Annotated in this window: 16 protein-coding genes and 1 tRNA gene; 12 read left to right on the top strand and 5 right to left on the bottom strand. The window is 37.9% G+C overall.

Features of this window, described 5'->3' with window-relative positions; translation table 11 throughout:
- Positions 1-3: 3 nt before the first annotated feature.
- From BKM32_RS01780 to BKM32_RS01745, 8 genes are all read left to right on the top strand, one after another.
- Entirely contained in the window at positions 4-1,206 is a 1,203-nt protein-coding gene (locus BKM32_RS01780) for an FtsW/RodA/SpoVE family cell cycle protein (RefSeq protein WP_053976105.1), read from the top strand.
- Positions 1,206-2,300, top strand: a complete 1,095-nt coding sequence (gene murG, locus BKM32_RS01775) for an undecaprenyldiphospho-muramoylpentapeptide beta-N-acetylglucosaminyltransferase (protein ID WP_076662294.1) — start codon at positions 1,206-1,208, stop codon at positions 2,298-2,300. Before BKM32_RS01780 ends, murG begins: the two co-directional genes overlap by 1 nt.
- Positions 2,301-3,656 (top strand): UDP-N-acetylmuramate--L-alanine ligase, encoded by a 1,356-nt coding sequence (gene murC, locus BKM32_RS01770; protein WP_076662293.1) that lies wholly within the window; start codon positions 2,301-2,303, stop codon positions 3,654-3,656.
- Positions 3,646-4,365, top strand: coding sequence for a cell division protein FtsQ/DivIB (locus BKM32_RS01765; RefSeq protein WP_076662292.1), 720 nt, complete (start codon positions 3,646-3,648; stop codon positions 4,363-4,365). Before murC ends, BKM32_RS01765 begins: the two co-directional genes overlap by 11 nt.
- 3 nt (positions 4,366-4,368) lie before the next feature.
- Positions 4,369-5,712: a cell division protein FtsA gene (gene ftsA, locus BKM32_RS01760; RefSeq protein ID WP_076662291.1), complete on the top strand. Its 1,344-nt coding sequence runs from the start codon at positions 4,369-4,371 to the stop codon at positions 5,710-5,712.
- A gap of 30 nt (positions 5,713-5,742) precedes the next feature.
- A complete protein-coding gene (ftsZ, locus tag BKM32_RS01755) occupies positions 5,743-7,707 on the top strand; it encodes a cell division protein FtsZ (RefSeq protein ID WP_076662290.1) in 1,965 nt (654 codons plus the stop codon).
- 164 nt (positions 7,708-7,871) lie between these two features.
- Complete coding sequence (locus BKM32_RS01750) at positions 7,872-8,321, top strand: GatB/YqeY domain-containing protein (RefSeq protein WP_076662289.1); 450 nt, start codon at positions 7,872-7,874, stop codon at positions 8,319-8,321.
- A gap of 19 nt (positions 8,322-8,340) precedes the next feature.
- Positions 8,341-8,414, top strand: a tRNA-Arg gene (locus tag BKM32_RS01745).
- A 166-nt stretch (positions 8,415-8,580) separates the two neighbouring features.
- Here the strand turns inward: BKM32_RS01745 and BKM32_RS01740 are convergent.
- Entirely contained in the window at positions 8,581-13,638 is a 5,058-nt protein-coding gene (locus BKM32_RS01740; RefSeq protein ID WP_076662288.1) for a BspA family leucine-rich repeat surface protein, read from the bottom strand.
- Positions 13,639-14,386: 748 nt separating this feature from the next.
- On the opposite strand from BKM32_RS01740, the gene BKM32_RS01735 reads away from it, so the two are divergent.
- Complete coding sequence (locus BKM32_RS01735) at positions 14,387-15,088, top strand: zinc-dependent peptidase (protein WP_253187373.1); 702 nt, start codon at positions 14,387-14,389, stop codon at positions 15,086-15,088.
- Here the strand turns inward: BKM32_RS01735 and BKM32_RS01730 are convergent.
- From BKM32_RS01730 to BKM32_RS01715, 4 genes are all read right to left on the bottom strand, one after another.
- Positions 15,085-16,125: a nucleotidyltransferase family protein gene (locus BKM32_RS01730; protein ID WP_076662286.1), complete on the bottom strand. Its 1,041-nt coding sequence runs from the start codon at positions 16,123-16,125 to the stop codon at positions 15,085-15,087. The genes BKM32_RS01735 and BKM32_RS01730 overlap by 4 nt on opposite strands.
- 31 nt (positions 16,126-16,156) lie before the next feature.
- The gene (locus BKM32_RS01725; RefSeq protein WP_123812046.1) at positions 16,157-17,071 is read right to left on the bottom strand and encodes a hypothetical protein; all 915 of its coding nucleotides are present in this window, start codon (positions 17,069-17,071) and stop codon (positions 16,157-16,159) included.
- Positions 17,072-17,309: 238 nt separating this feature from the next.
- The gene (locus tag BKM32_RS01720) at positions 17,310-17,492 is read right to left on the bottom strand and encodes a hypothetical protein (RefSeq protein ID WP_076662284.1); all 183 of its coding nucleotides are present in this window, start codon (positions 17,490-17,492) and stop codon (positions 17,310-17,312) included.
- Between the two features lie 64 nt (positions 17,493-17,556).
- Positions 17,557-21,129, bottom strand: coding sequence for a T9SS type A sorting domain-containing protein (locus tag BKM32_RS01715; RefSeq protein WP_076662283.1), 3,573 nt, complete (start codon positions 21,127-21,129; stop codon positions 17,557-17,559).
- A gap of 514 nt (positions 21,130-21,643) precedes the next feature.
- On the opposite strand from BKM32_RS01715, the gene gmd reads away from it, so the two are divergent.
- Genes gmd through BKM32_RS01700 form a run of 3 tightly spaced genes read left to right on the top strand, consistent with a single transcriptional unit; the run spans position 21,644 to position 25,124 of the window.
- Positions 21,644-22,762: a GDP-mannose 4,6-dehydratase gene (gene gmd / locus BKM32_RS01710; protein ID WP_076662282.1), complete on the top strand. Its 1,119-nt coding sequence runs from the start codon at positions 21,644-21,646 to the stop codon at positions 22,760-22,762.
- 9 nt (positions 22,763-22,771) lie between these two features.
- Positions 22,772-23,728 (top strand): GDP-L-fucose synthase, encoded by a 957-nt coding sequence (locus tag BKM32_RS01705; protein WP_076662281.1) that lies wholly within the window; start codon positions 22,772-22,774, stop codon positions 23,726-23,728.
- A gap of 4 nt (positions 23,729-23,732) precedes the next feature.
- Complete coding sequence (locus BKM32_RS01700) at positions 23,733-25,124, top strand: UDP-glucose 6-dehydrogenase (protein ID WP_053976091.1); 1,392 nt, start codon at positions 23,733-23,735, stop codon at positions 25,122-25,124.
- Positions 25,125-25,167 lie beyond the last annotated feature (43 nt).

Below are 25,167 nucleotides of genomic sequence, written 5' to 3'. Positions count from 1 at the left end.
AACGTGCAAAAGTTGTTTAAAAATATAAAAGGAGATCGTTTAATATGGGCTATTGTGGCCCTGTTGGCAATTTTCTCATTCCTTCCTGTATACAGTGCGTCCAGTAATTTGGCGTACTCTGTAGGTGGAGGAGGCACGTTTACATTTTTTGTGAAGCATTTTGTGCATTTGTTTCTGGGCTTTGTAATCATGTATGGTACGCATAAGATTCCGTATCGCTATTTTAGGGGCTTGTCCATGGTAATGTTGCCGGTGGTTTTGGTGTTGTTGGTGGTTACTATGTTGCAAGGAACTACTATTGAGGGCGCTAACGCGAGTAGATGGATACAGATTCCTCTTGTGGGAATGTCATTTCAAACTTCAACCTTGGCCTTTGTGGTGTTGATGGTGTATGTAGCGAGATACCTTTCGAAAATTCAGGATAAAAAAGTAGCCTTTAAGGAAAGTATTTTGCCGCTTTGGATGCCTGTTTTTTTCGTATTAATATTAATTTTGCCGGCGAATTTTTCAACAACGGCCATAATGTTTGCAATGGTATTGGTGCTCACCTTTATTGGCGGGTATCCCATAAGGCATTTGGCGGTTATAGTAGGTTCTGGAATTTTAGGGTTAGCATTCTTTGTTTTGGTAGCGAAAGCATTCCCCGATTTAATGCCCAACAGGGTAGATACGTGGATAAGCCGAATAGAAAATTTCTCCAATGGTGAAGACACCGAAGAAGATTATCAAATAGAAAAAGCCAAAATAGCAATTGCTTCTGGAGGTATCCAGGGGGTTGGTCCTGGTAAAAGTGTTCAAAAGAACTTTTTGCCACAGTCGTCATCCGATTTCATCTTTGCAATTATCATAGAAGAGTACGGCCTTTTAGGCGGGTTGTTTTTGTTATTAATGTACTCATGGTTTTTGTTTAGGGTGGTAATTGTATCCCAAAAGTCGGATACTGTGTTTGGAAAATTATTGGTCTTAGGTGTTGGTTTACCAATCGTATTTCAGGCCTTGATCAATATGGCGGTTGCCGTAGAATTGTTTCCGGTAACGGGACAAACGTTGCCATTGATAAGTAGTGGGGGAACCTCTATTTGGATGACCTGTTTGGCGGTAGGAATCATTTTGAGTGTAAGTGCTCAAAGGGAAGAGATAAAAGTGCAGGAAGAAGATATAAATATTGAAGAAAATCCACTTGAAATTTTAAGTGAAGCGATATAATGGGGAACTATAAAATCATATTGTCTGGAGGCGGTACAGGAGGTCATATCTATCCTGCCATTGCCATTGCAAATGAATTAAAGTCCCGTTACCCGAAGGCTAAATTCTTGTTTGTAGGTGCCAATGATAGAATGGAAATGGAGAAGGTGCCCCAAGCTGGGTATTCTATCGAGGGACTTTGGATTTCCGGAATTCAACGCAAGTTGACTTTGAAAAATGCAATGTTTCCTTTCAAATTGGGACTTAGTTTGTTGCGTTCACGGAAAATTATCAAAACTTTTAAGCCAGATATCGTTATTGGTACTGGTGGATTTGCAAGTGGGCCGTTACTGTATGTGGCGTCTTCCAAACATATTCCAAGTTTGATTCAAGAGCAGAATTCCTTCCCGGGAATCACCAATAAGCTTTTGGCAAAGAAGGTGGATAAAATATGTGTGGCCTATGATGGTTTGGAACGTTTTTTTCCAAAGGAAAAATTGGTAAAAACGGGCAACCCAATCCGCCAGGATTTATTGGAAATTGACAATAAAACAATTGAAGCTAAGGACATCTTCAAATTAAAGCATGGTAAACATACCTTGTTGGTTTTGGGAGGAAGTCTTGGGGCTAGAAGAATAAATGAATTGGTGGAAAGTCAACTGGAGTATTTGCAAGAGCAAAATGTCCAGATAATTTGGCAATGTGGCAAGTTGTATTATCAACAATATAAACGCTACAACGAAATGGAAGGTGTACAGGTGCATCCATTTTTGAACAATATGGATATGGCTTATGCCACTGCAGATGTCATCATTTCAAGGGCTGGTGCAAGTTCGGTGTCGGAATTGTGTGTGGTTGGGAAACCAGTAATTTTTATCCCGTCGCCAAATGTATCGGAAGACCACCAAACCAAAAATGCCATGGCCATTGTTGAAAAACAGGCCGCGGTAATGATAAAAGAACAAGATTTAGATAACGACTTTCAGTCTGAGTTCTCAAAATTATTGAGTTCAAAAGAGCAAAGAGAGTCGTTGAGTAAACATATAAAAACACTGGCTTTGGTAAATGCTACCAAGGACATTGTGGATGAAGTTGAAAAACTTTTGAAGAAATAAATGGAATTTAAACACATACATAACGTCTATTTTATAGGAATTGGAGGCATAGGCATGAGTGCTTTGGCACGATATTTTGCAGCCAACAATAAGTATGTGGCTGGGTATGATAAAACCAAGACCGAAGTGACGGTTGCCTTGGAAGAACTCGGCATTAAAGTACATTTTGAAGATGCTGTGGATCAAATTGAAGCGCGTTTTCTGAATCCTGAAAATACCTTAGTGGTATATACACCTGCGGTGCCAAAAAATCACAAAGAATTGGAATATTTCAAATCCAATGGTTTTATGGTAATGAAGCGTTCTGCGGTGTTGGGAGAAATTACCAAGCAAACCTTCTGTCTAGCTGTGGCGGGAACTCACGGGAAAACCACAACCACTAGTATACTTGGGCATTTGTTGAAGGAATGTGGGGTGGAAGTAACCGCTTTTTTGGGAGGAATCAGTCAAAACTATAATTCCAACTTGATTTTGGAAGGAACTGAGGTAACAGTTGTTGAAGCCGATGAATTTGACAGATCCTTTTTAACCTTGTTTCCTAATATGGCTTGTATCACCTCCATGGATGCCGACCATTTGGATATCTATGGAGAAAAGGAAGCACTTCAGGAATCGTTTGTTCAGTTTACAAAGCAATTAAAACCAGAAGGGAAACTGTTCGTTAGAAATGGTTTGCCTTTAAAAGGAATAACATACGGTATAGAGGATGATTCCGACTATGCTGCACAAAATATTAGAATAGAAGAAGGAGCCTATGTGTTTGATGTAAAAACACCTAACGGAACCATTCTTGAAGATTTCAAATTTGACCTACCTGGTAGACACAATCTGTCGAATGCGTTAATTGCCTTGGCGATGTCTGCAGAATATGGAGTCCCTCGCCAGCAGCTCGCCAAAGCATTAGCGTCTTATAAGGGGGTTAAACGCAGATTTACCTATCATTTAAAGACAAATGATAAGGTGTTGATTGATGACTATGCGCATCATCCGGAAGAAATTAGAGCGGTTTATGAAGCTGTGAGAGAAATGTATCCAGGGCAAAGGGTCTTGGCTGTATTTCAACCTCATTTATTCAGTAGAACCCGTGATTTTGTGGATGAATTTGCCGAGCAGTTGTCAAAATTTGATGAATTGATATTATTGGATATCTATCCAGCTAGAGAGTTGCCAATTGAAGGGGTAACTTCTCAATGGTTGTTGGATAAAGTAGCAAATAACCATAAGGCTTTGGTTGAAAAATCGGAGTTGATTTCGGCTATAAAAACATCGGAAGCTTCAGTGGTTTTAACATTGGGAGCTGGCGATATAGGAGAAGAAGTACAATCTATAAAACAAGCGTTAAGCGTTGCGAATTAACAAAGGACATATAAAGCTGATGATCCTGCTCATTATGGTGAGTGGGCTGTTTGCATTTTCCTCTGTAAGAAATGCCAAACGCAAGGTGAGTGCTCCACAAATCAACTTTGTTGGAGATGATAATTTATTCATTACGCATCAGGCTGTTAGTAAGTTGTTAATACAAAATGAACAGCCAATTGCAAACAAACCTAAAGAAATTATAGATTTGAAATACCTAGAGACTGCCCTGAATTCTAACCCATTGATTAAGGAGGCTCAAGTATTTATGAGTGTTGATGGAGTGATCACCACAGAAATTGAGCAAAAACAACCTATTGCAAGAGTAAATACAAACGCATCCTACTATATAGACACCGAAGGCTCCTACATGCCTTTGTCTGCAAATTATTCCGCAAGAGTGCCATTAGTGACAGGTACCATTGTAAAGAATGATTTACAGAACGTTTACAAGATTGCTAACAAGGTTTATGCAGATGAATTTTTAAGACAGCACGTTGTAGAAATTCACCAGAACGAAGACAAATCCATAGAACTAAAATTTAGATTGAACGACTTTGTAGTGAAGGTTGGAACCTTAAAACAACTTAACAAAAAAATAAACAATCTCAAGGCCTTTTACCAATTGGCCTATAAAGATAAAACACTTGACAGTTATAGAGCGGTGAACTTAAAATTTGATAACCAGGTCATCTGCACCAAAAAGTAAGGAATGGAAAATAATAAGATTTCAGTAGGATTAGACATAGGGACCACAAAGATTGTGGCCATGATAGGTCGTAAAAATGATTACGGAAAAGTTGAGATTCTTGGAATTGGAAAATCCAAAAGTTTAGGTGTGCACAGAGGTGTGGTTAACAACATTACCCAAACCATTCAGTCCATTCAGCAAGCGGTTCAAGAAGCCGAAGCGGAATCTGGATATAAAATTGAAGGGGTAACTGTAGGTATTGCAGGACAACACATTCGTAGTTTGCAACATAGCGATTATATCACTAGAACAAATTCCGATAAGGTAATTGATGATGATGATATTGACATGTTGATCAATCAAGTGCACAAATTGGTGATGTTGCCGGGTGAAGAGATCATTCATGTATTGCCTCAAGAGTACAAAGTTGATGGTCAAGCCGAAATCAAAGAGCCAATCGGGATGTATGGTGGACGTTTGGAAGCCAACTTCCATGTAGTCGTTGGGCAAGTGTCCTCTATCAGAAATATTGGTCGATGTGTAAAAAGTTCCGGGTTGGAGTTGGAAGGCATCACTTTGGAACCCTTAGCATCTGCTAATGCCGTTTTGAGCCAAGAAGAAAAGGAAGCAGGAGTCGCACTTATCGACATAGGGGGTGGTACTACCGATTTGGCGGTTTTCAAGGATGGAATCATCCGTCATACGGCGGTAATTCCTTTTGGAGGAAACGTAATTACAGAAGATATCAAGGAGGGCTGTTCAATTATTGAAAAGCAGGCCGAATTGTTGAAAATAAAATTTGGATCGGCATGGCCAGGTGAAAACAAGGATAATGAGATTGTGTCCATTCCAGGATTGAGAGGAAGGGAGCCAAAGGAAATTACTTTGAAAAACCTATCAAAGATCATCCATGCACGCGTGGTTGAAATCATAGAACAAGTCTATGTTGAAATCAAAAACTACGGCCACGAAGAGCAGAAAAAGAAGCTGATTGCAGGAATTGTGTTGACGGGTGGAGGTGCCCAATTAAAGCACTTAAAGCAATTGGTAGAATATATCACAGGAATGGATACCAGAATTGGGTATCCTAACGAGCATTTAGCTGGAGACAGTGACGAAGATGTGGCGAGCCCTCTATATGCTACAGCTGTTGGTTTGGTGATGGACGGCTTAAAGCGTCAAGAGCGCAGACGGATTGAGGAAGAAGTTGTTGAGGAAGTGGTTGAAGAACCTGAAGTAGATCCGACTCCTGCTGAAGATATTGTTGAGGAAGAGCAACCTCAGGAGCCGCCAAGAAAGGAGCGAAAATCCTTCTTGGATAAACTAACAGAACGAGTAAAAGATTTTTTAGATAACGCAGAATAATTAATATAAATCCAGTAAAGAACTAATTATATGAGCAACATTAACGAATTTGGGAATATTGCATTCGATTTACCAAAAAACCAATCCAACGTTATCAAGGTGATTGGTGTTGGAGGTGGAGGAAGCAACGCCATCAACCACATGTTCCAGCAAGGAATTAAGGGCGTTGACTTTGTGATTTGTAATACAGACTCTCAAGCACTGCAAAATAGCGGTGTCCCAAACAAGATCCAATTAGGGGTAAATTTAACCGAAGGATTAGGAGCAGGTGCCAACCCAGAAGTTGGGGAGCAGGCTGCTTTGGAAAGTTTAGAAGATATTAAACGCATGTTGGATACCAATACAAAAATGGTATTCATTACTGCAGGAATGGGCGGTGGAACTGGTACTGGAGCAGCTCCTGTAATTGCCAAATTATCGAAAGAACTGGATGTTTTAACTGTAGGAATTGTGACCATGCCTTTCCAATTCGAAGGAAAGACAAGAAACGAGCAAGCCCAAAGAGGAATTGAAAAACTGAGAAGTCATGTAGATTCTTTGATCGTTATCAATAACAACAAACTGCGTGAGGTTTATGGTAACTTAGGGTTTAAGGCTGGATTCTCAAAGGCTGATGAGGTCTTATCCACCGCGTCTAGAGGGATAGCGGAAGTAATTACGCATCACTATACCCAAAACATCGATTTACGTGACGCCAAAACCGTATTAAGCAATAGTGGAACTGCTATAATGGGGTCTGCTTCTGCTTCCGGTAAAACGCGTGCACAGGAAGCTATTATGAAAGCTTTGGATTCGCCATTGTTGAACGATAATAAAATTACTGGAGCCAAAAACGTATTGTTGCTTATCGTTTCTGGATCTCAGGAAATTACTATCGATGAAATTGGAGAAATCAATGACCACATTCAAAACGAAGCTGGGCATGGTGCCAATATCATTATGGGGGTAGGTGAAGATGAATCGCTTCAAGAATCTATCTCTGTAACCATCATTGCTACTGGATTTAACATTGATCAACAACACGAGATTTCCAATACCGAAATAAAGAAAGTGGTTCACGCCCTTGAAGATGATAAGGATGAAGTAAAGGTGAAGGAACAAGATCCTGCGATCATTACTCCTGACATTGTTTTGGAAAAGGAAGAGCCTAAGGCTCCAAAAATGGTAGTTCATACTTTGATGGATGAAGAAGAGGATGAAGTGGCTCCAACTAAGCCGCATTCTGAATTGATTCCAACAACCGAGTTTATCAAGAATATCAATGTTTCTTACGAAGAGGTTTTGGACCACAAAACGATGAGTGAAGAAGATTTTATCATCACTCCGGTTCAAGAGGCTAAGGAAGAGAAGAAGATTACAAGGGAATATGAGCAAGAAGAGCAGATTTCCTTGACCTTCGATTTGCCTTTAAGTACACCTCCAAAACAGGAAGAGAAGCCTAAGCATGGTATGGGAAATGAGCCTAAAATGTTGTTCAATCTTGATGATGAAATACGAAGCATTAGAGAGATCAAAAATATTAAGGTAAATGACCATATTGAAGTTGTTCCAGTAACGGAAGCCAATGAACATGGTGAAAAACGTTACGCTTTGGACGACTTTATGGATAATGATACATCTAGCAGTCAAGCTAAGTTGAAAAGAGAAACTAAAGTTGAAGAGGATATCATTTTTGAACGTAAGGTAGTAGAACCAGAGCAACCTCAAAGACGTGAAGTAGAAGAAGTGGATCCTATGAATAGTCCTATCTCTGACCTTCTAAAAGAGCGCGCTGATGAGAGACGACGTAAAATGAAGGATTTCAACTATAAATTCAATACAGCAAAGATTGACGAAATAGAAAAAGAACCTGCTTACAAACGACAGGGTGTGAATTTGGCAGAGTCTCAGCACTCTTCTGAAACCAATGCTTCCAGAATGTCTGTTGGAACTGACGACAACGATGACATTCAATTAAGGAGTAACAATTCATTTTTACACGACAACGTAGATTAATAGCAAATTTAGTTTAGTGTATCACACTTGTGTCAAACCCGGGAGGTATTATGGTGGCTTTCCGGGTTTTTTATTTTTGTAAAACAAGTGGTTTTTCAATCCCAAAACTGACAGATGCAATCTTAATTTTTTATTATCTTCGCAGTTCAATAAAACACCCTATTATGAGTTTACAGGAAGAAGTAATGGTTGCTATGAAAACGGCAATGAAGGCTAAAGATCAAACAGCTTTGGCGGCTTTGAGAGCTATTAAATCTGAGATTTTGTTGGCGCAAACCGAATCAGGATCTGCAGAAGGTCTAACCGAAGAGCAGGAATTGAAAATTGTTTCTAAACTTGTAAAGCAACGTAAGGATAGTGCCACTATTTTTATGGAGCAAAATAGAGAGGATTTAGCTGAGCCAGAATTGGCGCAGGCAGAAGTTATCAGTCAGTTTTTGCCGGAGCAATTGAGCGAGGAAGAGGTAGAAGCTGTAGTGGTTGCTACTATAGCAAAAGTTGGTGCAGAAGGAATGAAAGATATGGGGAAAATTATGGGAGCTGTTAATCAAGAATTGGCTGGAAAAGCTGATGGAAAAACTATTGCAAGTATCGTTAAGGCTAAATTGTCTTAGTAAGAAATAAAGTAATATTGGCTGCGTAGTTCAACTGGATAGAATATCAGATTTCGGCTCTGAGGGTTGGGGGTTCGAATCCCTCCGCGGTCACTTTGAGTAAAGGCTATATTGTTAAAATATAACATTATAGCTTTTTTTTGTGTCTCAATTTTATGTAAATGGTACAATTTGTGGTACAATCGTGTTTTTTGAATGCTTATTGAAAATAATATTGTGTCAATAGCTTTCTTATTAATTTTTATAGTCTTTGAGGAAATTATCTAATTAAACTAAAATGACCTTTTAGGGTATTACCATTCTTATCTTCGATTAAATACCAATAATCACTTGAAGGAAGAGTTTTTCCGTTGTAAAAGCCATCCCATCCATTTGATGAATTTTCTACATCACCAATTAACTTTCCATATCTGTCGTAAATATGGATTTTAAGGATAATGTTATTTGGGTCTGAAATTTTCCAATAATCATTATATCCATCATTGTTAGGACTGAAAAAACTAGGAATTGCAAACTTTTCTACCTCTTCAGTGGTAAAGGATTCCTCGGTACATCCCGTAGCAGTTCCTGCACCATTGTAGGGCACTATCATCACGTATATGGTTGTGTTTTCAGGGAGGTCTGAAGGGAGGTCGTAGTTGATTGTATTGCCAACATCAACAGCATTAAGTATATCGTTTCCTCCTGGGGTAGTCCCTATAGTAAGATAATAGCCGGTGGCATCGTCCACATTTGTCCAGCTGAGATTGGCTGCAATGGAAACGTTGGTGTCACCGTTCAAAGGGCTTGTCAGTTCGACACATGCCGTTGGAGGGTCCAGTATCTCTTGAGTGGTAAAGAATTCCTCGGGACATCCCTTAGCATTCCCTGCGCCGTTGTAGGGCACTATCATCACGTATATGGTTGTATTTTCAGGGAGGTCTGAAGGGAGGTCGTAGGTAGTTGCATTGCCAACATCGACGGCATTAAGTATATCGTTTCCTCCTGGGGTAGTCCCTATGGTAAGATAATAGCCGGTGGCATCGTCCACATTTGTCCAGCTGAGATTGGTTGCAATGGAAACGTTGGTGTCACCGTTCAAAGGGCTTGTCAGTTCGGCACATGCCGTTGGAGGGTCCAGTATCTCTTGAGTGGTAAAGGATTCTTCGGGACATCCCGTTGCATTCCCTGCGCCGTTGTAGGGCACTATCATCACGTAAATGGTTGTGTTTTCAGGGAGGTCTGAAGGGAGATTGTAGGTAGTTGTATTGCCAACATCAACTGCATTAAGTATATCGTTTCCTCCTGGGGTTGTTCCTATGGTAAGATAATAGCCGGTGGCATCGTCCACACTTTTCCAGCTGAGATTGGCTGCAATGGAAACGTTGGTGTCCCCGTTCATCGGGTTTGTCAGTTCGGCACATTCAGTTGGAGGGTCCAGTACCTCTTCAGTGGTAAAGGATTCTTCGGGACATCCCGTAGCATTCCCTGCGCCGTTGTAGGGCACTATCATCACGTATATCATTGTGTTTTCAGGGAAGTCTGAAGGAAGATTGTAGGTAGTTGTATTGCCAACATCAACTGCATTAAGTATATCGTTTCCTCCTGGGGTTGTTCCTATGGTAAGATAATAGCCGGTGGCATCGTCCACACTTGTCCAGCTGAGATTGGCTGTAATGGAAACGTTGGTGTTCCCGTTCAAAGGGCTTGTCAGGGTGGCACATGCTGTGGGAGGGGCCAGTACCTCTTCAGTGGTGAAACTTTCTTCAGCACATCCTTGTGCATCGGTATAAGAATTATATGGCTGTATTAAGACATAAATTAGGGTATTGTCTGGTAGTTCATTAGGTAAGTCATAATTAGTAACATTGCCAACATCAACAGCATTAAGTATATCGTTTCCCCCTGGGGTTGTCCCGACGGTTAGATAATATCCAGTGGCATTTTCAGAGCTATTCCAGGATAGATTTGTACTTGTTGAAACTCCTATTTCTAAATCTAGAGGGTTTGTCAAAGAAGTACAATTTGGGATGGGATGAATAATTAATTGGAAATCTTCTTCATCACTACATTCAGGAGAGTATTCATCATAGATGTAAATAGTTATTGGGTAATTAGCAAAATCTGTATAATTAATTTGATCTCCTGGATAATACACGGATCCTGAACCATTAGACTCTGTATAGTAAGCTTCATTTCCTGAAAGGTTAATGCCTGTAATAGCTGGAAAAGTAAAACTCCCTAAAACAGTTTGGTCTGGGATGTCATTAATCATTGGGCCGGCTTTGCCTCCGTCTAATATGTTCCATCCATCGCTAGCAATCATATTGGCTCTTGCAGCTTCTCCTGCACAATATTGGCTATAACCACCATGAAAATGGTCTATATTGGGATTTAAATTTTGAGCATTCCATCCAATTAACAAACTGTCGTAATTTGGGATAGATAATGTTGCAGAGTAGAACATTAAATCAAAATCAGTGACATTTTCTACATTCCAACCTCCTAAATCTTGATCAAATGATGTTGCGCTATCAAAAGTACGACTCATCATGGTTACATTTTTAGTGTTCCAATCACCAATATCCTGATTGAAAGCATAGGCATATCCAAACATGTATCCTATATTAGCAACGTTACTTACATCCCAATTGCCGATATATTGATTAAAAGTTTCAGCATGAGCAAACATACTGCTCATGCTTGTAACATTACCTGTGTTCCATGATCCTATATTCTGATTAAAATTAACAGCATGATTAAACATGCCTCCCATCTCAGTAACCTTACTTGTATCCCAATTACCAATATCTTGATTAAAAGCCGTTGCATTAGAAAACATTACCCCCATAGAAGTTACATTTCCTGTATGCCAACTTCCAATATCTTGATTGAAACTTATAGCGAAAGCAAATACCCCAACCATTTCAGTAACCTTGCTTGTATTCCAGTTGCCAATATCCTGATTAAAATTTGAGGCCTCATTAAACATAAAATTCATGTTAAGCAAACTGCTTGTGTCCCATGTTCCGATATTTTGATTAAAATTGGTAGCCTGCTCAAAAGTATGCTCCATATTGATAACATTCTTAGTATCCCAGTTGCCAATATCTTGATTAAAATTAGCTGCAGCTTTAAACATACCATAGATAGTTGTAACCTTACTTGTATTCCAGCCTGTTATATCTGAATTAAAATTAGTCGCATCTTGAAATACATATTGCATATTATTTATATTGCTAGTATCCCAGTTCCAATTCCCTGTGCCTCCGCCTAAGGTTGTACATCCCCAAAACATAGCCTGAATAGAAACAACCTTCGAAAGATCGGGAGTGTCTTTTGCATTTATGACTAAATTGGAACAATATTGGAAAGAGGAAACCATGTTTTCCCATTGTTGACACCCCCATTGCTCCACCGAAAGTATTTTGGCTGCATTTGTAGGAGACTGTCCAAAGTAGAGATAAGGTAAGTTTTCTGAAATGCTAACCTGATATGTTCCTGGGGTAGCATAGATATGTGAAGCATATCCAGTTTCATTAGTTGTGGTTGTTCCATCTCCCCAATCAACATTGTAATTGTAGGTAAAGGCCCCTGATATTGGAATTTGTATAGACTCATTAGCTGTAGTTGTTCGCCAAGTAGTTATAAAGGCGCAGGCATTATCTTCTTCAATTGTTAACAAGAACTCCTGAATGTCGCTACAACCGGGATAGGCTTCATCGTAGATGTATATCGTTACGGGATAACTCGGGAAGTCTGAATAGTTAGCCACATCACCTGCATTGTATTTTATACCCGTGACACCTGTTTCTATGTAGTAGGCTTCGTTGCCGGACAAATTAGAACCTGTTATAGCTGGAAAGGTGAAACTGCCTACAGCTGTTTGGTCTGGGAGGTCATTAATCATTGGACCTGCTTTGCCTTCATCTCTAATATCCCATCCAAAATTTGTAATTATACTTTCCCTAGCCTCTTCACCTGCGCAATATTTACTTGTAACATCAAGCCTTCTACTTGGTTGTAAGTTTTGTGTACGCCAACCGATTAACAAACTATCATAGTTGGCAATGCTAAGTGCTGTGTTTACTAAAAAAAATCGAAAATCCATTCCTTTTTCAACATTCCAATTTCCTAAATCTTGATTAAAGGAAGAAGCGTTGGAAAACATCCCTTCCATAGTTGATACATTACCCGTATCCCAATTACCAATGTCTTGGTTAAAATTAGTAGCTCTATGAAACATATTTCTCATATTGGTAACGTTTGAAGTATCCCAATTGCCAATATCCTGATTAAAACTGGTTGCCTGAGAAAACATATTTTCCATAGTGATAACATTACTTGTATCCCAATTGCCAATATTTTGGTTGAAAGCATAAGCTTGATCAAACATTCCATGCATATCGGTTACACTACCGGTATTCCAACTATTCAAGTTTTGATTAAATAGTTGTGCATTATTAAACATATTTCTCATGGTGAACACATTCCCTGTGTCCCAGCTATCTATATTTTGATTAAAATTTAGTGCATTTCTAAACATTTGCTGCATATTCACAACATTGCCTGTGTTCCAAGTGCCTATATCTTGATTGAAACTAGATGCACCAGAAAACATACTATTCATATCTGTAACATTCTTGGTATCCCAACCTCCAATATCTTGGTTGAAATTTGTACAAGACCCAAACATAAAACTCATATTGGTTACATAACCAGTATTCCAATTGCCAATATTTTGATTAAAAATGCCCGCACCATGAAACATGTTATTCATATCTGTAACTTTACTAGTGTCCCAGGGGCCAATATCCTTATTAAATTGGTTAGCTTCCAAAAAAAGAGAACTCATATTCTCAACATTACTCGTGTCCCAGTTCCAATTCCCTGTGCCATTACCGATAGCTGTATTCCAAAACATTGAATTCATATCTGTTACATTGGATAAATTAGGCGTGTCCGTTGCATTTATAGCAGATAGATTAATACAATCACGGAACATATTAGCCATCGTTTCCCACTGACTGCACCCCCATTGGTCAACAGAAATCAATCCGCTATAATGCGATAAGGTTAGTTTGGTTAAATTACCTGAGATAGCAATCTGATACTCTCCCGGTAAGGTATATGTATGAACATTTGTTCCATCACTAGTGATTATACCATCGCCCCAATCTATACTGGTTACTGTTCCATTAAGATTTAAACCTATTTGTTGATTAGCAGTAGTGGTTTGCCAAGTAGTTATAAATTTGCAATCTGTAGATTGTGAATAAAACTTTATTGTCGAAAAGAGAAAAAATAAAATTACCTTAAAAAATAGTTTTGCACTCATGTTGGTTTGTGTTGGTTAACACCATGCATAAGTGGGAATAATGTGGAATTTGGGAGGTTTGATTAATGTTTAATCTTAATTAAGACTTTTTAAGGTCGTAATTATCTGATTGTCATTATGTTAAATTATGTTTTATTGATGCGGGGATAGAAAAAAGACGATAAATGACTTATATTTCCGATGAAGAAATGATTATATAGTTCTTAAAAGCGGGTGTTTTATGGAACAACTTTTATCGTTAATTCTAATAAGAAAATCGATTTATATTTTTTTTTTTTTTATAAAAATTGTTATTGATTTACAGTTGGTTGCATTGGTGTTTCGTTTTGTGGAAAGTGAAGCTGATATTAGTGAAAATTTTAATTATATGTATAAATAAGTACTCGTGAGATTAGGTAGGCTTTTACATGTCACAAAATTAGGGGTGATACATATAATTCTTAAGGTGGCCCAAAATAGAAAAGTCAAAAATAGGGTAGGGTATTGAATTTTGAGTTCCTTGAGATTTTTTAACTTTTTTGTTGTTGCTGAACGATGGATAAAAAATGTTAAGTTAATGTTTTTTATAATCAATCAAAGTATTTCTCGTTATTTGTGAAACTAATTATCAAATCTTTATAATATTTTGTCGGGAGTAGATTCAACTGTAATGGGCATTTTTTTAGTCGGACTTTTTTTTATGCTTATGTACTTTGCATGGAGAATGTTTGAATTTAGATATGTTATTAGATACAAAAGGCCTTTGTACGTGCATGTTCCTTTTTTGTTGAAGTCATTAAATAAGAAACAGCTTTCCATTCTTCGAAATAAATTCAGTTTCTACAAAAAGTTGTATCCCAAACAACAGCGTTTTTTTGAGCATAGGGTGGCCTCTTTTATCTCGGATAAGGATTTTATTGGAAGAGATGGGGTTGAGGTGACAGAAGAAATGAAAGTGCTTATTTCTGCTACTGCTGTTATGTTAACCTTTGGATTCCGGGATTTTTACATTGGGCTTATTGACAAAATATTTATTTATCCAGAAGCCTTCTATTCCAAAATTAATGATTCCTACCATAAAGGAGAATTCAACCCTAAATTGCAAGCATTGGTATTGTCATGGAAAGATTTTGAAGCGGGTTATGAAATTGAAAATGACAATTTGAATTTGGGGATCCATGAATTTGCACACGCCATTCATTTGAATAGTTACAAGGAAGGGGATGTTAGTTCTGCAATTTTCTCCGATTCATTCAAGGAGTTGATAGACTTATTGTCAAATGATGAAGGGTTACGAAAATCATTGGTAGAATCAGAATACTTCAGAAATTATGCTTATACCAATCAATTTGAATTTATAGCTGTAATTATTGAGACTTTTATCGAAACACCTCAAGAGTTTAAATCTCTATTTCCTGAGATCTATGCCAAGACCAAGCAAATGCTCAACTTCCACTTTGCTGGTTACTAGGTTTTCTTCCTCTTGAAAAATTTATTTTTGAGAATATGGCTTCTATAGCTTTTATTGGTAGCAAAGGTAACCACTCTTTCTTTTGTGTTTACATAAGCATATTTTAGGGTGTAATCAAGTCTGGCATAGCGTTGATGGCTTAAGGTGTATAGGTATTTTTTTTGTTTAAACTTTAGGCTTCCAACAAATTTAATCTGGTCATATTCTTTAAACAAAGCTGTATTTAAGGAAATGTAAGCGGCACATATATTAATTGAAAGTAAAGAGTTCAATAGCTTTTCATCTTTATTAAGACCAAGAACGAGGCTGTCATAACTATTTTTAAGCGATAAACGGTTGTAGAAGTAGGCATGGTCATTTATTTGCCAACTTAGGATGGTATGCAGATTGAGATAATAATTATTAGGAATCGAGATACCATTAACCAATTGTTTGGTTTGAAGCATTTCGTCAAGGTTAATTAATTTCCTGTGTTGAAATTGTAGCAGCTCTGTGTGTAATTCTACAGCAGCCAATTTACCATCCGACACTTGTCTTGGGAAATGTCTGTGGTTTTTGACTTGGTAACTGAAGGTGTAATATTTGTTATAGCCTTCCTCTTGTAGTAATTTAAAAGCTTGTTCAATTTGGTTTTCCTGAACCAATATATCAATATCTCCAATCATCCGCTCAGACAAGCTTTTGTACACACCACTTGCCAACAAGGCTGTGCCCTTTACGAAAACATGGTTTATTTGATGTTTGGTAAGAAGTTGACAAATAAATTGAACTTCCTTGAAGATCTGTTTATTTCTTTTTAGATTTAAGCTGTTAATTTCCTCTAGGTATTCAATGAGTTCTTTGGGAAGTGTGTCCAATAATTGTTTTGCTTGTAGTCTGTTGTAAATTGCCGGGAGTATGAGGTGGCTGCTGCCAACTCTCACCAAATTGTCCCAGTCCATTTCAGGGGAAGAAAGGGATTGTCGTAATTGAGAATCATTAGATTCAAAGCTTAAGATCTCCGCAATCCTTAAAAATGTCGATTTTAGGGAAGGCATGTGCTGTAATTAGTGAGTTGGTAATATACGATTAATTAGAAAACAACGATTTAAATTTTAAAATGGCTTCTTCGTTATTATTGTAGGTTAGCGAGTAAAACTCTACTGTTTCTAGCCAATTCAAAAACAATTTAGCATGTTTGGGGTCTGGTGAAATCCAAGATTCAGGGATGAGGGTTTCTAGTGCTTTTGCAGGATTTAGTTCCGCTAGTACAGTGTTAGGAGCATTTTGGTCGTATTTTACCAGGACAATTTTATTGCATGGAAAATCAAACTTTGTAGGCTTGATGTTGGTAGGAGGAATATACTTCACATATCCTTTGCTCTCGTTGATGAAAACTTCATCATAGGCGTCCATTTCTGGAAAGAATGGCTTTACTATTTTAAAGGCTCCTTGTTTTATGGAAATAGCATTCGGGTTTCTGTAGATATGTAAATTATCAGCTAACATAGCCGTAATGTCATCCGAAATGAGATCCAAACCATGAGCCATCAGAAGTGCACTTAAAGTACTTTTTCCATTACCGGAATCACCTATAAGCATGATCGCTTCTTTTCCATTTCCCAAGGTTGATGCATGGAAGGTGCCTAACCAATTGCGTTCTTCTTTGTTGTAAAGCTCACATAGCAACAAGAAGTTGAATTTTCCTTGAAGGAGGTGGTAGTCCTTTTTAGGGAAGGCATATTGAAGTTCTTGATTTTTGTAGAGTAATAGATTGTTCTTATCATTTAGAATGTCAAAGCGACAATCAAGTCGATTCCTTTTTTTGGCTATAAGATGGCTAATATTTGGGTGTAAATAGGATTTTAGAGTTTTTGTAGCGTGGTTGACCTCAATTGTCTTTCCTTGGATGGAGTATAGAAGTGAATTATTTGTTTTATGGCTACAATCAAGATTTGGATAAGCTGAGGTGATTGGGGTAACCTCTTTTTGGATGCAATCCATTAGAAAGTTTTCTATATCTCTGTAAAGCTCTTTTGAATTGATTTTATGATTGGATATTTGTTTTTCAAAATTATCAATAGAGTCGCAGATCAAATACAATTTTATATAATTGTATGTGGATTTGTTAACAATAACATACCTATTACTGTTAAAAAACCAAAGCACGATAGATTTTCCTATCGTGCTTTTATATTTAGGTTGTAGATTTTCTTTCAAAAAAATGATAAAAATAAGTTTGTTATCCCCCTAGACCTCCAAAAGGATTTCCTCCAGGATCAGAAGGGTCTGTAACTGATTGGGCCTGAGATTTTTGAGGGTTAAGGATCAAAAAGGTTCCCACTGCCGTTAAAGCTGCGTATTTCCCCATTTTGGACATAGCCTCTTTTCTTGTTATGTTGTTTTGTTGTTTCTCTTTTTTCATAAGACAATCGAGTTGAGTCAAAAGTACTAAATAATTATAGTTAGCAAATTGTTTATGACTAATATTATAGAATTAGTTTTTTAGTTTTTTTACCATTTTCATTTTCAATTTGTATCACATAAGTGCCGTGACTTAAGTTTGATGTGTCCATAGTATGCGAAGTTGTAGCTTTAGGTGTGTTTTCACTTAAAACCAGCCTACCTTGTATATCATAAACTTTTAGAGAAGTATTCCGAATTATATCTCCAACTACTCTAATGGAGTTACTGTTGGAATAAATTTTTAAAGTCTCCAAAAGGTTATGTTCAATTCCTAAAGCATTAGCTGAAAGGTGAAGATAAAACCTTCCTACACCACTAAGGTCAGCATCAGTTGTCAAAGAGTAGTTTGAAGTATTAAGTAGAGTCCAAGTATTTTTTACATTGTCTTCCAAATATACTTCAGCACTTGGGTCTAATGTAGAATTGGAAAGAGAAAAATTGATTTGTTGCCCTTGTTTTGCTTCTACTCCTAACGGAATTGTTATGCTTTCTGAAATAGTCCCTGGGAGTGATTGAATGCCTAAAGGGGAATTATCATTGCCTTCTACTAAATTTGAATAAACCGAGAATGAGGGAATATTGCCGAAAAGTGCCGAATCATAATTTTGGTCAAAGCTAAGAGAGGCATTGTCATTTAAATAGAATTCGGTTTGGTAAAAACTGTTTTCATTAAAAAGCTCAATACTGAAAAAGGCCTTATGTGGGCTAGTATTGTCCATTCTACCCGCAATAAAATCATCCGTGGTGCCTGTAGTTCGCATTGATGTTGTAAAATTAATATTAGCGGAACTAGTAGCACAGGATACGTAAAAACCTTGACCAGGAGTTATCTTTGCATTTACGTTGGCATCGGAATAGGCTTGGTTCCATATGGCCCAACCATCTTGGGCATTACCGTCATAACCATAAACACCTGATTTAATGGAATTGAATTTGCTGTTATTAGCGCTTAAAAAATCTGACAATTTAACATATGAAGGATAGGGGTTACCAATTAAATTCCAAATAGAATAGGAGGGGCCGTTGTTAGTTATAGGTATGTTTATGTCTTCTGTAATTACATTTCCTTCGAAAGCAAAGGTAGATCCGCCTGTGTCAGATGATGCTGCTCGATAACCAGTTCCTGTCATTAACATAGTGTTTGCATTGTCTACTGAATCATAAAGAAGATAGGTGCCCGATGATTTTTCAAACGGACCAAAAAGCTTTTGACTTGGAATGGAAGGGTTTGAAAAGATGTTTGAATTGTTTGCTGCAAACTCCCCAAAAGTTTGACCTGCTAATGGAGGGGCAATCAAATCATTTCCTCCTACACTTTGGTTTTCATTAACATGTCGGTTGTAAATTACCTCACCGTTAACAGTACCGCTTACAATTAAGCTTGAATACGAAGTTGAAGCCGAATTGAGCTCTAAAGTTCCATTGTTGATCATGTTGCCGTTCAAGGTAAGTGATTGTCCCAGGGAAATAGTGACAGCTGCATTTTCATTGATTAAAAGATGATTTAACCCAACATTGGTGCCTACGTTATAAGTTCCACTAAGTATAAAGGCGTCTTCAGCATTCGTAGTGCCATCTGGAGCCTCGGAGTTTAGCCAGTTGTTGTTACTGTATACTAAACCGTCAAAAGCTGTTTTTAGTTTGAAATTATCAAAACCAGCAAAGTCATTTAGATTATTGTTGCTAATTTGGATTTGTAAGCCTACCGACGATGCTGAATCAGGAATAGAAATGGCTTCAGAGCCTGAGGCATCTGTAATAGAGCTACTACTGTTTCCATCAAAAAGAAATTGGTAGCCTTGACCAACTCCATCAATGATTAATTGATATTGGACATCATCATCATCATTATTAAAGCCAACTACTTCCCAGTCAAAGGTCAGAATAATATTATCAAAAATAGTTACATCCACATCTTCAAAAGTAATAGTAGCGTAGGTAGTTGGCGTTGTCCCGTCGCTTAAGTCATTTAACCCCAGTATATTGCTTGAGAACTCAGGTTTGCTTAATGGTGTAGCGGTAGATGTATCTACAATTCCGTAATAAGCTTCTCCCCAAGTAGAACCAAAGAAAGCCAAATCTGTTGTATAAGGCCACTCTGGATTGCTACCGTCAAAATCTTGTTGGGCTATCGTAAACAAAGGACCACTAACATTAAAAAGTTCAGAATAGGCCGTAAAAGATGGAATAGGGGGTGTGCCAATAGTTACTGTGAGCCAAATATCTGAGCCTTCAGCAGTAAACATTATTTCATCAAGTATAGCAATCCCGTTTACAAAACTATATGCTCCTGCAGGAGGTTCCATGCTGCCAGAAGATGATACTGTAAATGATTCAGCATAGTCTAGGTCTACATTTAGATTATTGTCCACTGCTAGTAGAGTGGGGTATGGAGTCATGGTTACATAAATATTTGTGTCAGTAGGTTGTTGGTCAAATACAATTTGAACAGCGGTAACTTCTATGCGGTTGTCATCTCCAGTAACAGGTGTTTCAGCTCCCCCAGCATCTATACTGGCAAAATTTGAGCCGTTAATAGCATCTGCTGCAGCGTCTGTAATTGTGACTTGTATTTGATCATTATCTGTTACCTGTGTCTTGAATGTAGCATACAAGCTAAAGGTATTGGATTCGTCATCTTCTGTTTGTAAGCCTGAGATATCCAAAAACTGTGTATTTTCACCAACAGAGGTTATTTCCGCGATGTTAGTTCCAAGAGCGTCCATAAGTGCCAAGGTTGCAATATTCTCGTAATTGGAAATGGTGAATCCTAGATCGGTTAGAATGGTAGGTTGATCATCTGCATCTGGTGCAGAAGCTCCACCATCTCGTATTTCAAACTCCCCAATCTGTAATGCATTTTCTATAGTCAGTCCCGAAGTAACATTGTATTCACTGTAATAGAAATTGTCTGATGGATTGAAGTCAGTACTTACAATATCAGATTGAGTACTGTTGGTAGTGTTGGCTGTTACTGTTCCGGTGATAAGAGCACCAGGACTCTCTATGCCTAACTGGTCCCAAGCGGCTGGTCCAGCCATAATGCGCAACCAGCCATTCGTGTTTGTTGCTCCCCAGGCATATAAGCGGAAGGTTATGGTGCCACCTGTGCCAGATGGTATGCCCAATCCTGTGAATTCTGGGTTGTAAGTAGCATCAGAACCTGCACTAGCATCTAGGGGAAGCGTTCCGCTACCGGCAGTAGTACCTGGCGTAGCAAAGTTGTCGGTACTATATTGGATTTCATAATTATCTGGACCAGGAGACGTTCGTCTTAATAAGATTTCAATACCATTTACAATGACGTCATAGCCAGGATCTGCAGTTAAGGACCATTCAATATATTCAGTGTCATTTGCTTCTGTTCCGTTTGCTGTCCAATTAATGGTTGTAAAGGCTGGTATAGTTGGTGTGCCTTGTGAAACACCTGTTCCTCTTGTGAATCCCACAGAGGATAATGAGAGAGCGTTTCCTGTTGAAGTGGGGGTCGTTGCATTGTTTTCTTGATCAATTGCTACCAAGGTGATGTCGTCTTGAGCGAAACCTATAGTGGCAGATAATAACAATATTAAGAACGAAAAAGTAATTTTTCCCATAATTTCTAAGATAAAAAAGTTGATTGTTCTGCAAATATGCACATAAAGATACTAATTTTGAATGATTAATCATACAAATTTTGAGATGTAACTTTGTGTCGAATTTATAGGTCTTTAAACGATGAAAATGGATTTTTGTAATATGATTAAGGGGGTTAGGTTAGATGTGGCGTAATCGCAAAAAAAGATGTAAAAATAGAGGATTATGATAATTTAACTGCTTGATTATTGAAAATTTAATGTTTTCGATGTATAATTTTTTTGGTTGTCCGATTCGGTTTATTTTTACAAAGAAAAAGGAAGAATTAAATTGAGGAGGTTTCAATTGCATGATGAATATGTGGAATTGGAAAATGTAGTGAGAATTTGACGTTTTATAATTGACGGTTAATGAGTTTGTTTTGGTGTTTTGTGTCTTGTTGATTTTGAAGTGCGTCTAGGTTGATCTAATGAGAGAAGAATAATTAATAATTGTACTTTTCGTTTTGAATATTTATAACAGAAAATAAACTGCATGAAGCAAAAAATAGCTTTTATTACCGGAGTAACAGGTCAAGATGGCGCTTATTTAAGTGAATTCTTGTTGAAAAAAGGGTATGTCGTACACGGGTTGAAACGTCGCTCTTCTTTATTCAATACTGATAGAATTGATCATTTGTATCAGGATCCACATGAATCCCATAGAAATTTCATTCTTCATTATGGAGATATGACGGACAGTACAAACTTGATTCGTTTGATTCAAGAGATTCAGCCAGATGAAATTTACAATTTGGCGGCGATGAGTCATGTACATGTGTCATTTGAAGTGCCCGAATATACTGGTAATGCAGATGGTTTAGGAACCTTAAGGATTTTAGATGCTGTTCGTTTATTAGGATTGGAAAAGAAAACGAGAATTTATCAAGCTTCAACATCTGAGTTGTATGGAAAGGTGCAAGAGGTCCCGCAGTCGGAGGTAACCCCTTTTTACCCACGTAGTCCTTATGCAGTTGCCAAAATGTATGCTTATTGGATTACTGTAAACTATCGTGAGGCCTACGGAATGTATGCTTGTAATGGTATTTTATTTAATCATGAATCTCCAATTAGAGGGGAAACGTTTGTGACTAGAAAGATTACCAGAGCCGTTTCAAGGATTGCCTTAGGGTTGCAGGATAAATTCTACTTAGGGAATCTTGATGCGCAGCGCGATTGGGGACATGCCAAGGATTATGTGCGGATGATGTGGATGATTTTACAGGCAGATGAGGCCGAAGATTGGGTGATTGCTACTGGAAAGACTACAAAAGTACGTGATTTTGTACGTTTGGCATTTGCCGAAGTTGGTGTCACTTTAGAATTTAAAGGTGTAGGTGTTGAAGAAAAAGCTTATGTAGTGTCCTGTGATAATCCGGAATATCAAATTGAAATAGGGAAAGAAGTTCTTGCGGTAGATCCTAAATACTTTAGGCCAACTGAGGTAGATTTGCTTATTGGAGATGCATCTAAAGCAAATAATAAATTAGGTTGGACTCCAAAATATGATTTGAAGGATTTGGTGAATGATATGATGCAAAGTGACCTGAAATTAATGAAAAAGGAACAGTACCTTAAAGAAGGAGATTATCAAATTTTAAATTATTTTGAATAGTTTTTAAGAATGGATACATCTTCAAAAATATATATTGCAGGCCATAAAGGTATGGTTGGTTCTGCTGTTTGGCGAGCATTGGAACAAAAAGGATATAATAATTTGATTGGTAAATCTAGTGAAGAATTGGATTTGCGCTATCAAAGCGCAGTTATACAGTTTATTGCTAAAGAGCAACCAGATGTTATTGTTGACGCTGCAGCTAGGGTAGGTGGTATTTTGGCTAACAATGATTTTCCCTACCAATTTTTAATGGAGAACTTACAAATTCAAAACAATCTTATAGATGCAGCGCATAAACATAATGTCGCTAAATTTGTGTTTTTAGGAAGTTCTTGTATTTATCCAAAGCTGGCGCCGCAACCTTTAAAGGAGGAATATCTTTTAACGGATAGTTTGGAGCCGACAAATGAGTGGTATGCCATCGCTAAAATTGCAGGTGTAAAGGCATGTGAGGCGATCAGAAAACAATACAAAAAGGATTTTGTAAGTTTGATGCCTACCAATTTGTATGGCTCAAATGATAATTTCGATTTAAAAACCTCCCATGTGCTACCGGCTATGGTTAGAAAGTTTCATGAAGCCAAATTAAATGATAATTCACCTGTAACTTTATGGGGGAGTGGAGAGCCAATGCGTGAATTTTTGCATGTAGACGATATGGCCAAATCAGTGGTGTTTGCAATTGAAAATGAACTTTCGGAGCATTTATATAATGTTGGTACAGGGACGGATATCACAATTAAAGAATTGGCGCTGACTATTCAGGGAATAGTAGGGCATCAAGGGGAGATTATTTGGGATACGACCAAACCTAATGGAACCCCTAGGAAATTATTGGATGTTTCTAAATTGAACCAACAAGGTTGGCAAGCCTCTATTCCTTTGAAAGAGGGGATAGCAGAAACCTATCAATGGTTTTTAGAACACATAGAAGATATAAAGCAAGTAAAACTTTCAAATTAAAGTAATGACAATAAAAAATATATGCTGTATAGGGGCTGGTTATGTCGGTGGTCCTACAATGGCTGTAATTGCCCAAAAAAATCCTAATGTAAAAGTAACGGTTGTAGATCTTAATAAGGCTAGGATTGCAGCTTGGAATGACGAAGATTTGTCGAAATTACCGGTTTACGAACCTGGTTTGGATAAAGTAGTAGAAGAGGCAAGAGGAAGAAATCTCTTTTTTTCTACTGAAGTAGACAAGGCTATCGAAGAGGCTGAAATGGTCTTTATTTCAGTAAATACGCCTACCAAAACCTACGGAGAAGGAAAAGGAATGGCCGCCGATTTAAAATATGTAGAATTGTGTGCACGTCAAATTGCTAGAGTAGCTAAGGGAGATAAGATTGTTGTTGAGAAGTCTACCCTTCCCGTAAGAACAGCTCAAGCGGTGAAAAGTATTTTAGCGAATACAGGAAATGGTCATAAATTTTCTATTTTATCCAATCCTGAGTTTTTAGCTGAAGGTACTGCAGTGGAGGATTTGCAAAGTCCAGATAGAGTGCTGATTGGAGGAGAGGATACTCCTGAAGGTAAAGAAGCAATGCAAGCTTTAGTGGATATCTATGCTAGCTGGGTTCCAAAAGAACAGATTTTAACAACCAATGTATGGTCTTCTGAGTTATCCAAATTGGTAGCTAATGCTTTCTTAGCTCAGCGTGTGTCTTCTATTAACGCTATTTCGGAATTATGCGAAGCTACCGAAGCAGACGTAGAGGAAGTATCTAGAGCAATTGGGAAAGATTCTAGAATTGGACCTAAGTTTTTAAAAGCCTCTGTTGGTTTTGGAGGCTCTTGTTTTCAAAAGGATATTTTAAACTTGGTATACATTTCCAAATCTCTAGGACTAAATGAGGTGGCTAATTACTGGGAGCAGGTCATCATCATGAATGATTACCAAAAGTATCGTTTTGCTAAAAAGATCATTACAACTTTATATAATACTATTGCAGATAAAAAGATCGCCTTTTTGGGGTGGGCTTTTAAAAAGGATACTAACGATACTAGGGAGAGTGCGGCCATTTATGTGGCAGAGCACTTACTTCAAGAACAGGCCAATATCGTCGTGTTTGATCCTAAGGTTACCGAAGAACAAATATATTCCGATTTAGAATATTTAGGAACGCTGTCTTCCGAAGAAATAAAAAATAGAGTAACAGTGGTCGATAATCCATATGACGCTATGGAACAAGCACATGCCGTAGCTGTGTTGACAGAATGGGATGAGTTTAAAGCTTACGAATGGGACAAGGTATATGAGAATATGATGAAGCCGGCATTTGTGTTTGATGGGCGTACTATTTTGGATTATGGGAAATTAGACGCTTTGGGGTTTGATGTTTACGTGATAGGAAAGTAAAAGAGTTATATTTTGATAGGGTTGTGCTAAAGTTGCATAGCGG

Source organism: Mangrovimonas sp. DI 80, from assembly GCF_001975575.1.
GTDB classification, from domain to species: Bacteria; Bacteroidota; Bacteroidia; order Flavobacteriales; family Flavobacteriaceae; genus Mangrovimonas_A; species Mangrovimonas_A xylaniphaga.
The sequence above is the reverse complement of the archived record's forward strand: the minus strand, read 5'-3'. Positions and strand labels throughout refer to the sequence as shown.